Below are 13,873 nucleotides of genomic sequence, written 5' to 3' on the forward strand. Positions count from 1 at the left end.
AATGCAAATACTCAAGCCAACATTCGACAGGATCGCACTGGCTGCGGCGGTGCTGCTGCTGGCGATTGGCCCGCTGGCGCATGTACGCGGGCTTCGGTTTGGCTGTGTGGCCATACTGGCGGCATGGTTGCTATATCAGTTCGTCCAGGATCGCAGTTCGCTGCAGATGCCGGGCTGGCAATCGCTGCTCGCGTTTTGCGGACTGGCCGCTTTGTCACTTAAGTGGAGTGTGGCCCCGGACCTCACCATCAAGCATCTGTGGCAGGATTTGCTGCTGCCACTGATCACCGCCTTTGCCTGCTACCGTCTGGCAAGCGAAGCGGGCAACAGCCGCTGGCTGGCCGGTGCGACGGTTGTATACATCCTGCTGCTGGCAGGTATTTCACTCAGCCCGACTGATGTACTGTTCTTCGATGGTGATCGCCCGGGCATGGCGTTCTATTACCCGGGTCTGGGCGAATCCAGCACGCTGGCCTGTTACATCCTGCCGGTATGGCTGGTCGTTCTTGTGCGCGGCAATCTGTTCTTGCGTCTTGTGGCCGGCGTTGCCCTGCTGGCAACACTGTATGTCGGCTATGCCTCGCTGAACCGGATGTTCTGGATTGCTGCGCTGGCGAGTACTGCCGTCTTTCTCCTGCTCTACCGACCCATTTCAAAGCGAACCATCCTGGCCCTGCTCCTGGTCTGCTCGGCGACGGCTGCGGTTGGCTACGTGGCATTTGCCAAGCGGCTGGCTGTATACAACATCAAATCCGATCAAGCACTTTCGACAACCATTGCGGTTGATCAGCGCCCTGCTGCCTGGAAATTCTGGCTCACCGAAGCAGGTAATCATCTGCTGCTAGGCAAGGGCTTCGGTCGCTATACGCCTGCCGGGGACATCCAGCCCCATCGGGTTCCTGGCCTGATCATGCCCGATATGAATGCCCCGCGTTCGCTGGCGCACTCGCACAGTCTGCTGCTCAATATCGTGCTGCAGCTCGGTTTTCCGGGGCTGCTTCTGTTTGGTATTGTCGTCTTCCAGATCATGCGACGAATGATCCGGGCAATCCGCACAAATCAGGGCCGAGTTGTCGCCGCCGGCGGCATTGCCCTGCTGGTGGCCGTCTTCATGAAAAACGCCACTGACGATTTCGTGAACGGCACCCCCGGCATTCTGCTCTGGGCATATATCGGGATTGCGCTGGCGCTGTGTCAGAATGCACTGAACAACAAGGATTCCGGCATTGAAGCTGAATCTCGGTGACCGCCCCCGCATCCTGCTGATTCGCCGCGACAATATCGGCGATCTGGTCTGCACTACGCCGCTATTCGATGCGTTGCGCAGCAGATACCCGCAAGCGTATCTGGCAGCACTCGCCAACAGTTACAACGCCGAGGTGATTACCGGCAATCCTGCGCTCGACAAGGTGTATGTCTACACCAAAGCCAAGCATCGTGCGGCTGGCAGCAGCAAGCTTGCGGTTTACTGGCAGACCTTCCACCTGATCATGCAACTGCGCCGCGAACATTTCGATATCGCCATTCCGGTCGGTGGTGGCTGGCACAGGCAGGCGATCAAGTTCGCGCGACTGGCCGGTGCGAAACAGGTGCTCGGCTTCGGACCGGAAGACGGCAAGCTGGCCGGTGTCGACGTGGTGATTCCCTATCATCGCCGTGAGACTCGCCACGAAGTCGAGGATATTTTCCGGCTGCTGGAACCGCTGGGCATTAGCGGCCAGCCGGGGCCCTTGCGCATCTATCCGGATACGGCGGCACTGGCCGCAATGAAAGAACGTTTTGCCCCGCTCGCCGGTCGTGTGGTGCTGGGCGTGCACATCAGCGCCCGCGAAGCCAATCGCCGCTGGCCGGAAGACAAGTTCATCGCTGCCCTGCAGCAACTGTGTGCCCAGTTTCCACGGTTGGGCATTGCGCTGTTCTGGGCGCCCGGCGCAGCGGATGATCCGCGTCACCCCGGCGACGACGAACTGGCCGTGCGCATGCAGCAGGCGCTGGCGGGCCTGCCGGTGCTGCCGGTGCCAACCGGCACGCTGGCCGAGCTGATTGCCGCACTCGCCTGCACCGATCTTGATCTGCTCAGTGATGGCGGCGCGCTGCACATCGCCGCCGCACTGCAAAAACCGCTTGCCGCGCTGTTTGAAAACCGCGTCGAAAAACTGACGCGCTGGTATCCGTGGGCGACGCCGCATCGCATGATTGCGGCACCGGAAAACGCCATTGCCGGCATTTCAGTCGCCGACGTCGTCGCCGCTACCAGCGCCTTGCTGATTGAACATTTCCCGCAGGCGCGGGAGCGCTGAGAACGCCATGAAGATTTTTGTAATCAACCTCGCCCACCGCGAAGACCGTCGCGACTATATCCGCGATCACTTTGCCACACAGTCGCTCGACTACGAGTTCTTTCCTGCGGTCTATGGCAAGGCGCTGCCGGCTGACGAACTCGCTGCCAGCACCAGCCGCGAGCGTGCACGGGAGCTGGGCGAAAGCCGCGAGCTGACGCTGGCAGAGGTGGGTTGCTCGCTCAGCCACATCCGCATCTACCAGCGCATGCAGGACGAGATGCTGCCCTATGCCTGCGTTCTTGAAGACGATGCCATTCTGTCGCCGGGTTTTGGCGAGAATCTGGGGCTATTCGAAGCCGAGCTCGCTCGGGACGAGCCGCTGGTCATCCTGCTCAACCGCCGTGTGAAGCGCTACACCGCCTGGGGCGGCAAGGCGCTGGCCGATGGCCGTCATGTCTACCCGGCCATCGAAGCGCAGGGCACCGATGGCTATGTACTGAATCTCGCCGCCGCCCGCCTGCTGACAAAGCAACTGTTTCCCGTCTGGACCGTTGCCGACTGCTGGGACTGGCTGCTGGCGCGCAAAGTGTTACCGATACGTTGCGTGATCCCGTATACGGTCATGTCCAATGACGATTATGCTTCGGACATCGCCACCGAGCGCCATGCTCGTGGCAGCAACAAGGCCAGAGGGCTGGCCAAGCTGGCCGATTTTCTCTACAGCCGGCTGGTGTACCGCCTGATCCTGCGACCGGCGCTGCGCATCCGCAAGCAAAAGCAATAGTATCTTTTGACTGGAACAGCACAAGACCATGACTGACCCCCGATCCGTCGGCATCGTCACCGCCCAGAAGGCGGTGTTCGATCAGCCCATCACGCTTTCCAGCGGCGCGACCCTGCCGCGGTACGAGCTGATGTATGAAACCTACGGCACGCTGAATGCCGATGCATCCAATGCCATCCTGATCTGTCACGCGCTGTCCGGCCATCATCATGTCGCCGGCAAGTATGCCGAGACCGACAAGGCGGCCGGCTGGTGGGACAATATGGTCGGCCCCGGCAAGCCGATTGATACTGATCGCTTCTTCGTGATCGGGCTGAACAACCTCGGCGGCTGCCACGGTTCCACCGGGCCGTCGTCGATCAACCCCGAGACCGGCAAGCCTTATGGTTCGACCTTCCCGCTGGTTCTGGTGCGCGATTGGGTGGAAACTCAGGCGCGGCTGGCAGACCGGCTGGGCATCAAACAATTTGCCGCCGTGATCGGCGGCAGCCTGGGCGGCATGCAGGCGATGCGCTGGGCAATCAGCCATCCGGAACGCGTTCGCCACTGCCTGGTGATCGCCTCGGCACCCAAGCTCACCGCACAGAACATTGCCTTCAACGATGTGGCACGGCAGGCCATCCTCACCGATCCCGAGTTCCACGGCGGCGATTACTACGAGCACGGCGTGGTTCCCAAGCGTGGCCTGCGTCTGGCGCGCATGCTTGGCCACATCACCTACCTCAGCGACGACGGCATGGGCGAGAAATTCGGCCGCGAATTGAAGAGCGGGGAATACAAATACGGCTTCGATGTGGAATTCCAGATCGAATCCTACCTGCGCTATCAGGGCGACAAGTTCTCCGGCATGTTCGATGCGAACACCTACCTGCTGATGACCAAGGCACTCGATTATTTCGACCCGGGCCGGCATTTTGGTGGTGATCTGGTGGCCGCGCTGAAAACCACGCTGGCGAAGTTCCTGGTGGTGTCATTCACCAGCGACTGGCGCTTTTCGCCGGAACGCTCGCGCGAAATCGTCAAGGCGCTGCTCGATGCCAGGCGCCCCGTGTCGTATGCCGAAATCGAATCGCGCCACGGCCATGATGCCTTCCTGATGGACGACGAACCCTACTTCGGCGTGATGCGCGCCTATCTGAACAACATCGCCAAGGAGATCGCAGCATGAGCGGAGTTACTTCCTTGCGCCCCGATCTGAAACTGATCGCCGACTGGATTGCCCCGCGCAGCGATGTGCTCGATCTGGGCTGCGGTGACGGCACGCTGCTCGCCTGGCTGGCGGCCAACAAGCAGATCACCGGCTTCGGCGTCGAACGCGATGTCGAACAGGTGGTGCGCTGTGTCGAAAAAGGCCTTAATGTCATCCAGTCCGACATGGAATACGGCCTCTCGCAGTTCGAGGACGGACGTTTTGACGAGGTGGTGCTCTCGCTGACCATCCAGGCCATGCACAATATCGAAGGTATCCTGCAGGAGATGCTGCGCGTGGGGCGCTCAGGGATAGTGACGTTTCCGAACTTCGGCTTCTGGGAAAACCGCTGGCAGATTCTCACCGGCCGCATGCCGGTGTCGGAAACCATTCCCTACGAGTGGTACAACACGCCGAATATCCACTTCTGCACGGTGAACGATTTCGACAAGCTGCTCGCCAAACTCGGCATGCGCATCGACGAACAGATCGTGCTGCATCAGGGCGAGAAGGTCGAGTTCCTGCCGAATCTGCTGGGCAGCCTGGCACTGGTGCGTTTCAGTCGCACCTGAGAACCTGTTCATGATCTTGCTGCGAGCCTCTGATCGGGGCTCATGTGCTGCTCAAAATCCTCATTTACACCAGTAAACTCCGGTTTTTGCGCTGCTCTTCACCCCGCTGAGACGCTCTCGCGGCGATTCTGAACAAGTTCTGAGCGGCTACGGTCAAACCCGCCTGTGCAACATGAAACAGGCGGGTTAGGCTGTATTTTTTTGCCTTGGGGCATGGCATGTCTGATTCGCAGATCATCCGTTTCGGCATCATCGGCACCGGCAGCATCGCCGGCCGCTTCATGGCCGGGCTGCAGCATGTTCCGGCGGCAATGGCGACAGGTACATATAACCGTACCCGCAGCAAGGCCATGGCCTTCAATGGCTCTCACGGCATACCCCATGCGTTTGATTCGCTGGATGAACTGCTTGCCAGCGACATCGACGCCGTCTACATCGCCACCCCGCATCCCAGCCACGCGGCCTTGAGCATCGCCGCGCTGCAGGCCGGCCGTGCGGTTTTGTGCGAAAAACCGGCGGCGACCAGTGTGGCCGAGCTGGACGCTGTTCTGGCTGTCGCGCGCGCCACCGGCGTGCTCTATATGGAAGCGATGAAGCCGCCTTTTTTCCCGCTCTACCGCGAAATCCGCCAGCGCATCGAGGCGGGCGCGATTGGCGAAGTGCGTTTCGTGCGCGCCGGCTTTGCCAACCCGAACGTTCCGGCCGGCCATGCCGTGCTCGACCCCGCGCAAGCCGGTGGCGGCCTGCTCGACATCGGCATCTACGCCGCGTTTCTGGCCTGCGACTGGCTGGGTGCTGCGCAGGACGTGCAGACGCTGGGCCGGCTGGGTGGGTTGGATGGGGTGGAAGAGGGGGGCGTCGATACCTTCGCCAGCATTCAAAGCCGGCACGAGCACGGCATCAGCCAGCTTTACTGCGGACTGGATACGAGCGGCTCGGGCGAGGCGCTGATCGCCGGCACAGGCGGGCACATCGTCATCTTTGAGAAATGGTGGAACCCGGCCAGTGCCACGCTGGTGCATACTGACGGCCGCCGCGAAGAACTGGCCATGGCGCCACTGGGCAGCGGGCTGAACTATGAAACCGCGCATTTCTGCGAACTGCTGCGTGCCGGGCAGAGCGAAAGCCCGCTGCACGGCTTTGCACAGACGCGCGCGGCGCTGCAATTGATCGAGAACGCACGCCGGCAGTTGTGCCGCTGAGCATTCGGGTTGTACCCTAGCCGTGAATTTCTCGCTCAGGCGCTCTGATGACTTCCACTTCTGAAAGCGATTCCGCCGCAAGCCCCTACACGCCGCCAGTGGCCAGTCTTGCCGGTGAAAACGAGGGTTCTCCTGCGGGACGCAGCCGGCTGTTACTGATCACCAGCTGGCTACTGGTTGTGATCGCGCTGCTGCTAGCAATAGCTCTGCAACTGGTCGTACCGGCCTTTCGGGAGTTGTTTGCAACATTTGGCGCAGATCTGCCGGCGATCACTGAGCTGCTTCTGAACTTCAGTCCCGTGTATTTTCTGGTTCCCCTGTTACTGCTCATTCTGGCGATATGGATCACGCAGCGTCGTGAACATGATATGGCGTTTCGCCGGATGATGGGATGGATTAATGCAGGTGGCATACTACTACTGGTTGTTGCGCTGGCTAGTAGTGTTTTGGCGCTCTATGCACCGATGTTCTCCATGTGCAGTTGTATTCCTGGCTAAGAAATCAAAAATCAGAGGCTGGGTATATTCACGTAATCCACTTTCAATAAGGTCTCTAGAGCAATACATGAAAGAGTATCTACTTGACGAGCGCATGCTCAAGAAACGCGCCACCGGCCACGGCCTGTGCATGGTCAGCGACGAAATCACCATCGAGGGCTATCCGGTCGGCTTCATGTACCGCGAGCAGCCGGCGAAAGAGGGTGATTCGGGCTGGCGCTTCTTTTCCGGCTGCGAGGATGAAAAATTCCTCGATAATCCGAAAAATCACAGCGAACTGGATGTGAACGTCGTCGCGAATTACGACCCCAGCATCATCGCACTGCTGGATGCGCCCGTCGGCAGTGTGTTCGAAAAGCATCCGGACAAGGATGACTTTGTGCCGGTCACCGACTGGTCGCCGCAGGGTTAGACGCACGCAGGGCTGACGCAGCCAAGCAACAGGAATCACACTATGTTTGCCATACCGGTTTATATTCGCATCCAGCCTGATCGCATCAGCGTCCGCAATGTGAAAACGGGCAAGGAAATCAGCAGGCAATCCGAACAACCCTTCACGACCACTCGTTTGCTAGTGGGCAATTTCAGTGCAGCTGATGCATTGCTGAAACAGTTGCTGGGTGAGGTCGTTGGGAAACATTTCTTTTCACCACCGTGCCGGGCAGTTATTCACCCGCTGACCATGGTTGACGGCGGCCTCTCGGAAGTGGAAAAGCGGCTGTTTCATGAGCTTGCGCTGGGCGCTGGGGCAGGCAAGGTGTTAGTTCACTGCGGCGACGAACTGAATGATGCTGCAGTCAGTGCGGCATTTCTCAAGTGACAGCTGACGGCTTTGTCCGCCAGTACGAATGCACACACGCCGGCGCTTGTACGCTGGCGCGCACGCCGTTACCCTTCGGGTTTTCCCCAGTCTTTTCGAGGATGACCAGCATGGCGCGCATTTTTATCGACGGTGAACACGGCACAACCGGCCTGCAGATCGTGGAACGCCTCACCGGCCGCAGTGACATCGAACTGCTGAGCCTGCCGCTGGAGCTGCGCCGCTCGGTCGAGCACCGCCGCGAGCTGCTCAACGCCGCCGACGTCGTCATCCTCTGCCTGCCCGACGATGCGTCCATCGAAGCGGTGAGCATGATAGACAACCCGAACACCGCCGTGATCGATGCGTCTACCGCACATCGTATTGATCCGGACTGGGTCTACGGCTTTGCCGAACTGGCACCGGGTCAGCGCGACAAGATCCGCGCCAGCAAGCGCATCGCCAACGTCGGCTGCTACGCCACTGCCAGCATCGCGCTGCTGCGCCCCATCATCGAATCCGGCTTGCTGCCGACCGATGCGGCCATCAATCTGATCGGCGTTTCGGGCTATTCGGGCGGCGGCAAGGCGCTGATCGAGGTGCAGGAAAGCGGTCAGGGCGACCCGTTCGCCTTCTACGCGCTGGGCCTGTCGCACAAGCACCTGCCGGAAATCCAGATGTGGTCCGGCCTGCAGACCAAGCCGGTATTCCTGCCCAGCGTCGGCCACTTCCCCACCGGCATGCTGGTCGCCCTGCCGCTGCACGCCAGCCAGCTCAATGGCAACGCGCAGCAGATCGCTGACTGCTACGCCAGCTGGTACAAGGACGAACGTTTCGTCCACGCCAAGCCACTCAACACGCAGGACGTGCTGGTGCGCGGCGGCTTCCTGCCGGCGCAGACGCTGTCGAACACCAATGTGCTGGAAGTGCTGCCCTACGCCAGCGCCTCGGGTGAAGAACTGGTGCTGATCGCGCGGCTGGACAACCTCGGCAAGGGCGCTTCGGGCAGCGCCATCCAGAACCTCAACATTCTGCTGGGGTGCGACGAGGCGGCGAGCCTGGAATAAGCAACATCACAAAACGGCGGCCATATTGGTCGCCGTTTTGTCTTCAATATCAACCAAGCATTCCATTGCAACTGCGGTACGGACAAAGACGTCATGCAACTCAAATACGCCCTGGGCGCAATCACGATTGCCTTATTTCTGGCCTCGATGGTTCTGGTAATCAAGAATGGTGTCGATGCGCTGAGCCAGCTGCTGCAGGCAGGAGGCTTCCTTGGGCTTGGCTGGCTTAACTATCTCAGGCATGGCAAATCCTGGATGCTGTGGTTCTTTGGATCGGTAGCCCTATTCATGGTCATGACGGTGTTTTTATCAGGACAGTGAGATGTTGGCGCATGCGCCAAGCGGTATAGCTAACCGAAGCAGCACGGTAGGATGGGTGGAGCATAGTGATACCCATCAACTCGCTTCCGCCCGCCCCCTGATGGGTATCACCCTCTGGGCTCCACCCATCCGGCTCATCCCCTCTGGACAACCCCTCCGCAGCCTCTTACGCTTGGCTATCACGATTAATCAAGCGAATCCCCATGCTGCGCATTTCCTCCCGTTTCGATTCCGGCGCCATCGACGTCGTTGACTGCTCCGATCCCACGAACATCCGCCTGAACTTGCGGCCGGATAATGCCAGCGACTTTGCGCAGTGGTTCCATTTCCGCCTCACCGGTGCTCGCGGGCTCGATTGCGTGCTGAATATCGAAAACGCCGGCGAGAGTGCGTATCCGGATGGCTGGGACGGCTATTACGCAGTGGCCAGCTACGACCGCGCTGAGTGGTTCCGGGTCGATTCCGAATTCGACGGCCAGACCTTCCGCATCCTGCATACGCCGGAATCGGATGCCGTGTGGTATGCGTATTTCGAGCCCTACAGCTGGGAACGCCATCAGGAGCTGATCGGCGGCGCGCTCTCAGTCTCGCCGTGGGTCGAGCTGGTGCCGCTGGGCGTAACGCCCGACGGGCACGACCTGGATCTGCTGCAGATCGGCCGCCCGGCGCCGGGCAAGAAAAACGTCTGGATCATCGCGCGCCAGCATCCGGGCGAAACCATGGCGGAATGGTTTGTCGAGGGATTGCTGGAAAACCTGCTCGACGAGCAGAACGCGATCAGCCGCAGCCTGCTGGAATCCTGCGTGTTCCATGTGGTGCCGAACATGAACCCGGACGGCAGCGTGCGCGGCAATCTGCGCACCAATGCGCTGGGCGCGAACCTGAATCGCGAGTGGGGTGCTCCGAGCTTAGAGCGCAGCCCGGAAGTGCTGTGGGTGCGCGAGCGCATGCTGGCGACTGGCGTCGACCTCTTTCTCGACATCCATGGTGACGAGGCGATTCCGCACAACTTCGTCGCTGGCTGCGAGAGCAACGAATCATTCTCGAAGAAACAGCACGAGCTGCAGGAAGCCTTCAAGGCGGCTTGGCTCATGTTCTCGCCGGATTTCCAGACCGAGCACGGCTATGAGGTCGGCAAATTCGGCCCGGAAACGCTGACGCTGGCGACCAACTGGGTCGGCCACACCTTCGACTGCCTCGCCTACACCATCGAAATGCCGTTCAAGGATACCGCCAACAAGCCGCTGCTGGCCGTGGGCTGGAATGGTGAGCGCAGCCGCCAGTTCGGCACCTCGGTGCTGGGAGCGATCAATGCGGTGGCGGGCAAGCTGTAATCAGCAGCAGGCGCCGAATTGAAGTTTGGGTATACAGCCACGGCCATTTGATTCAAATGGCTACGGCTGTATACATTCAACGGTATTCAGTTATCCTGCGCCGTGGCGTAAATCGTGTGCGGCGGCAGGCCTTCCAGCTTGCGGCTGGTGTGAAAGCGGGCGCGCGAGAGCGTGTTCGGGTTGAGCAGCGTGAAACCACCGTGCGGGTCGTTCGATGCGAAGACCAGGACGTATCCCCGCAGTATCAGCCCTGCCGCTAGCGGGCTGTGGCGGCAATGCCGCTGCGGGCTGCGTGAGCACCGCGGGATTTTGCACCGCCCCGCCGCGCGGCGTTACGATGCCTGTCGCTTCTGTTTCCGGATCAATCTGCCCGCCATGATTTCCTCGTTCCGTTTTGCCCTGGCCGACTGGCTGGCGGCACCCGCGCTGATGTTCCGCCATGGCCTGTGGCGCGTCTGCCTGCTGGCGGGCCTGCTCAGCCTGGTCGTGATGGTGTTGCTGGTGGCGCTGCCGGCCTGGGCACTGGTGCACAGCGATCTGTCGGAAGTGCTCATGGCTTACTACCCGTGGCAATGGGGCAGGGAGGGGCTGACCACGCTGCTCGACAGCCTGCTGGTGGTGCTGGTACTGCTGTTCATGTTCCTGTTTGCCGCCAAGCACATCGTGATGCTGATCAGCGGGCCGCTGATGACCGATGTGTCACAGAAGCTGGAGGCCGCGCTGACCGGCCAGCCGGCCCCCGATGAACTGCCGCTGCTGCCCGGCCTGTGGCGCGGCGCCCGATTGGCGCTGCGCTATGCCAGCCGCGAGCTGATGTTGCTGCTGGCTTTTTTTCCGTTCAGTTTCATTCCCGTCATCGGCGTCGGCTTCTGGCTGATGGGTCTGCTGGTGCAGGCCTACTACGCCGGCGCCGGGGCGGTGGATTACACGCTGGAGCGTTACCGCTTCACAACCACGCAGTCCGTCGTCTTCAACCGCCGGCACCGCCAGGCCGTCATTCTGCTCGGTCTGCCTTATCTGCTTCTGCTGATGGTGCCGGTGATCGGCTGGTTCTTTGCCCCGGTGCTGGTGGCCATTGCTGCCACGCGCAATACCCTGCGCTATCTGGAGGCAGACAAGGCAAAGCCCGCCGTGTGAGGCGGGCTTGCGTGTGCGGCCTGTCCGGCAGGCGGGCGCTCAGAAGCGCTCGCCCAGCCCCACATAGCGCCACTTGCCCGATTCCAGCGTGCCAAGCGAGAAGCTGCCGATGCGGATGCGCTTCACGCCGGTGAGCACTAGCCCGGATGCTTCAGCGATTTCACCCAGCCATACCTTGGGTGGATTGCGCAGCACGATGCGAATCTGGTGATCACCCTGGCGGCTGGCCTTGAAGGCGGTCAGCGGTTTTTCGCGATTGCGCGCGACATTGTTCAGGCGCGTGACCTGCTCGGCGCTCACTTCGTCTTCCACCCAGATCAGGTATTCGAGTTCGCAATCCTTGCTGATGCGCTGCGCGAGGGTCTTGTCCTGCGTGAGCACCAGCAGGCCAGTGGCGGCTTCGGCCAGCGGCACGGGCAGGTTCTGGTGATCGAGATGGCGGCGCAGCGGGTAGATGCCGCTCTTGTCAGTCGGCGAATGGCGTGCCTTGGTCAGCAGCGGACGCGCGCCTTCCAGCCAGTCCTCGCCTTCGACTTCGAAACCTGCCGGCTTGTAGACCACGATGGTGACGCGGTCGGGCTGTGCCATGCGCACATCGTCGGAGAGGGTGATTTTCTGATCGCGGGTCACGCGGCTGCCGAGGGTGTCGACTACCTTGCCATCGACCAGCACGCGGCCGGATTCGATCAGGCGGTCGGCTTCGCTGCGCGAGCATAAGCCCAGTTCGGCCATGTATTTGGATAAGCGGAGGGATTCGGTGGTCATGGCGGCCTGCCTTGCTAAAAACCGATTATAACCGCTCCGGCAGCCGGAACCATGCCTGTGCTCATCCAAAGAGGTGCTGTCTGGCCTGATCGGTCACCGCGATGACAGCCGGGTGCCGCAGCTTGCGCTGCACGGCAATCGCATAGAACTGCTCCTTCAGCTCGCCGATTTCGCCGCGTGCCTCGACGTGGTATTCCTCGGCGATGGTGTTTGCCAGTACGGTGGGCACCACGAAAAAGCCCGCACCTGCCTTTCCGAAGGCCTTGAGCAGCGCGCCGTCGTCGCATTCCGCCACCACGCGCGGCCGCAGGCGCGAGCGTTCCAGCCAGGCTTCCAGCCGGGGGCGGATTGCGGCATCCGGGCCGGGCAGCAGCAGCGGCGCCCCCTGCAGCGCTGCCGGAAAGTCGCCGCCCCAGTTGCGGCACAGCTCGGCTGTTCCCATCAGCGTCAGCGTGCTTTCGCCCAGCAGGTGATTGAAGCCGCGGATATTGGCTTCCGGCGGCAGCGGGCGGTCGGCGAGTACCAGATCAAGCTTGTGCGTGGCGAGATCGCCCAGCAGATTGAGCAGCTGGCCTTCCCGGCAGATCAGCCGTACCGGCTGCGCAGGCTGTTCCAGCTGCAGGGCCGGGCGCAGCAGCTGGAAGGCCACCGTTTTCGGCACCATGTCGCCGATGCCGACGCGGAATTCCTGGATGGCGCCTTGCGGGCCATGCGCAATTGCATCCTGCAGCTCTTCGCCCAGGCTGAACATCTCGTCGGCGTAGCTCTGTACCAGTCGGCCCATGTCGGTGAGCACCAGCTGGCGGCCTTCACGCCGGAACAGCGGGTGGCCGATCTGCTCTTCCAGTGTGCGCAGCTGGCCGCTGATGGCCTGCGGCGTCAAGCACAGCCGCTCGCTGGCCCGGATGACACCACCGGATTTGGCGACAATCCAGAAGTAATGCAAGAGCTTGTAATTGAAGGACTTCATTTTTCAAAAGCTCCAAAAAACTGAATATAGAAACAAGAATATACGAATTTTATTTATCGCGTGACGGCCATACAGTTAGTCCGTAACCCTTAGCCATATGACAAGGAGCTTCCGGTGAAAATCGAGATCAAGTGTCAGGATCAGTGCCTGGACGCGACGCTGCAGCGGCAGATCGTGCGCCAGATCGAGTTCGGCCTCGGGCTGGTTGCCCCGCATGTGCGCAAGGTGACCGTGCGGCTGGCCGCCATCCCCGGGCAGCGCAGCGGCAATGGCACGCACTGCCAGCTGCAGATCGGCCTGCAGCACTGGCCGGATCTGCTGATTGATGATGTGGCCGGCGATGTGCTGTTTGCCATCCATCGCAGTACCGACCGTGCCTGCCGCTCGGTGCGCCGGCTGCTGCGCCAGCAGCGCGATTACCCGCGTGCCATGCAGGTGCAGTACTGAGCGCCTTAACCGTATTTTCGACCACAAGGAGAATCCCGATGCGTCGCTACCCTGTAAACAGCAATGAAGCCATGAGCCGCCTGATTGCGCTTGCCCTGCTGGCCGATGGCGGGCTGGACCGTTCCGAGCTTGCCGCACTCGCCGACTGCCGCGTGCTGCAGCGGCTGGGAATCAGCGAATCGCTCTTTCACCGGGTCACGCAGGAGCTGTGTGATGACCTGCTGCTCTACGCCGTTGGTCAGGAATACGGCCATCTGGAGCTGGGCCCGGAATGGATCGACCCGCTGCTGGCCGAGGTTGACGATCCGGCGCTGCAGGTCAGCGTGCTGCGCGCCATGCTCAGCGTGGTCGATGCCGACGGCTGGCTGGCCGATGGCGAAGCGGTGCTGATCGCGCGTGCCATGGCGCTGTGGCATTACGATCTTTTTGCGATGCGCGCCCGGGCGCCGCGTCACCATGCTGTCCACCACCCTTTCTGAAAACCGGGGGCCGTCTGGCCCCTCCAAG

Annotated in this window: 17 protein-coding genes; 15 read left to right on the forward strand and 2 right to left on the reverse strand. The window is 61.2% G+C overall.

The window, feature by feature from the left end:
• The first annotated feature begins 1 nt into the window (after nucleotide 1).
• The 13 genes from H559_RS0110450 to H559_RS0110510 all read left to right on the forward strand — a co-directional run bounded on the left by H559_RS0110450 (nucleotide 2) and on the right by H559_RS0110510 (nucleotide 11,184).
• Nucleotides 2–1,246 (forward strand): O-antigen ligase family protein, encoded by a 1,245-nt coding sequence (locus H559_RS0110450; RefSeq protein WP_028452664.1) that lies wholly within the window; start codon nucleotides 2–4, stop codon nucleotides 1,244–1,246.
• Complete coding sequence (locus H559_RS0110455; protein WP_028452665.1) at nucleotides 1,227–2,300, forward strand: glycosyltransferase family 9 protein; 1,074 nt, start codon at nucleotides 1,227–1,229, stop codon at nucleotides 2,298–2,300. The genes H559_RS0110450 and H559_RS0110455 overlap by 20 nt, the downstream gene beginning before the upstream one ends.
• Before the next feature lie 7 nt (nucleotides 2,301–2,307).
• Complete coding sequence (locus H559_RS0110460; protein WP_028452666.1) at nucleotides 2,308–3,066, forward strand: glycosyltransferase family 25 protein; 759 nt, start codon at nucleotides 2,308–2,310, stop codon at nucleotides 3,064–3,066.
• Nucleotides 3,067–3,094: 28 nt separating this feature from the next.
• The gene (gene metX / locus H559_RS0110465; RefSeq protein WP_028452667.1) at nucleotides 3,095–4,234 is read left to right on the forward strand and encodes a homoserine O-succinyltransferase MetX; all 1,140 of its coding nucleotides are present in this window, start codon (nucleotides 3,095–3,097) and stop codon (nucleotides 4,232–4,234) included.
• Nucleotides 4,231–4,827: a methionine biosynthesis protein MetW gene (gene metW, locus H559_RS0110470; RefSeq protein WP_028452668.1), complete on the forward strand. Its 597-nt coding sequence runs from the start codon at nucleotides 4,231–4,233 to the stop codon at nucleotides 4,825–4,827. Before metX ends, metW begins: the two co-directional genes overlap by 4 nt.
• Nucleotides 4,828–5,045: 218 nt before the next feature.
• Complete coding sequence (locus tag H559_RS0110475) at nucleotides 5,046–6,029, forward strand: Gfo/Idh/MocA family protein (protein WP_028452669.1); 984 nt, start codon at nucleotides 5,046–5,048, stop codon at nucleotides 6,027–6,029.
• Between the two features lie 47 nt (nucleotides 6,030–6,076).
• Entirely contained in the window at nucleotides 6,077–6,526 is a 450-nt protein-coding gene (locus tag H559_RS0110480; RefSeq protein WP_034640764.1) for a hypothetical protein, read from the forward strand.
• Between the two features lie 67 nt (nucleotides 6,527–6,593).
• Nucleotides 6,594–6,938 (forward strand): DUF2185 domain-containing protein, encoded by a 345-nt coding sequence (locus H559_RS0110485; protein ID WP_034640767.1) that lies wholly within the window; start codon nucleotides 6,594–6,596, stop codon nucleotides 6,936–6,938.
• Nucleotides 6,939–7,037: 99 nt separating this feature from the next.
• Complete coding sequence (locus tag H559_RS19885) at nucleotides 7,038–7,346, forward strand: hypothetical protein (protein ID WP_155845374.1); 309 nt, start codon at nucleotides 7,038–7,040, stop codon at nucleotides 7,344–7,346.
• Between the two features lie 110 nt (nucleotides 7,347–7,456).
• Nucleotides 7,457–8,392: an N-acetyl-gamma-glutamyl-phosphate reductase gene (gene argC, locus H559_RS0110495; RefSeq protein ID WP_211230925.1), complete on the forward strand. Its 936-nt coding sequence runs from the start codon at nucleotides 7,457–7,459 to the stop codon at nucleotides 8,390–8,392.
• A gap of 93 nt (nucleotides 8,393–8,485) precedes the next feature.
• The gene (locus H559_RS0110500; RefSeq protein WP_028452673.1) at nucleotides 8,486–8,713 is read left to right on the forward strand and encodes a hypothetical protein; all 228 of its coding nucleotides are present in this window, start codon (nucleotides 8,486–8,488) and stop codon (nucleotides 8,711–8,713) included.
• A 203-nt stretch (nucleotides 8,714–8,916) separates the two neighbouring features.
• Nucleotides 8,917–10,047 (forward strand): M14 family metallopeptidase, encoded by a 1,131-nt coding sequence (locus H559_RS0110505; RefSeq protein WP_028452674.1) that lies wholly within the window; start codon nucleotides 8,917–8,919, stop codon nucleotides 10,045–10,047.
• A gap of 375 nt (nucleotides 10,048–10,422) precedes the next feature.
• A complete protein-coding gene (locus H559_RS0110510) occupies nucleotides 10,423–11,184 on the forward strand; it encodes an EI24 domain-containing protein (protein ID WP_028452675.1) in 762 nt (253 codons plus the stop codon).
• 39 nt (nucleotides 11,185–11,223) lie between these two features.
• Here H559_RS0110510 and H559_RS0110515 read toward each other — a convergent pair whose 3' ends face one another.
• Together H559_RS0110515 and H559_RS0110520 are read right to left on the reverse strand one after the other, a co-directional pair.
• Nucleotides 11,224–11,949: a S4 domain-containing protein gene (locus tag H559_RS0110515; RefSeq protein ID WP_028452676.1), complete on the reverse strand. Its 726-nt coding sequence runs from the start codon at nucleotides 11,947–11,949 to the stop codon at nucleotides 11,224–11,226.
• Nucleotides 11,950–12,010: 61 nt separating this feature from the next.
• The gene (locus H559_RS0110520) at nucleotides 12,011–12,919 is read right to left on the reverse strand and encodes a LysR family transcriptional regulator (protein ID WP_028452677.1); all 909 of its coding nucleotides are present in this window, start codon (nucleotides 12,917–12,919) and stop codon (nucleotides 12,011–12,013) included.
• A gap of 114 nt (nucleotides 12,920–13,033) precedes the next feature.
• On the opposite strand from H559_RS0110520, the gene H559_RS0110525 reads away from it, so the two are divergent.
• Both H559_RS0110525 and H559_RS19890 read left to right on the forward strand, forming a co-directional pair.
• Nucleotides 13,034–13,366: a hypothetical protein gene (locus tag H559_RS0110525; RefSeq protein ID WP_028452678.1), complete on the forward strand. Its 333-nt coding sequence runs from the start codon at nucleotides 13,034–13,036 to the stop codon at nucleotides 13,364–13,366.
• A gap of 38 nt (nucleotides 13,367–13,404) precedes the next feature.
• Nucleotides 13,405–13,845 (forward strand): hypothetical protein, encoded by a 441-nt coding sequence (locus H559_RS19890; protein ID WP_051279279.1) that lies wholly within the window; start codon nucleotides 13,405–13,407, stop codon nucleotides 13,843–13,845.
• The last annotated feature ends 28 nt before the right edge of the window (nucleotides 13,846–13,873 follow it).

The sequence above is a fragment of the Chitinilyticum aquatile DSM 21506 genome (assembly GCF_000430805.1).
Classification (GTDB): Bacteria; Pseudomonadota; Gammaproteobacteria; order Burkholderiales; family Chitinibacteraceae; genus Chitinilyticum; species Chitinilyticum aquatile.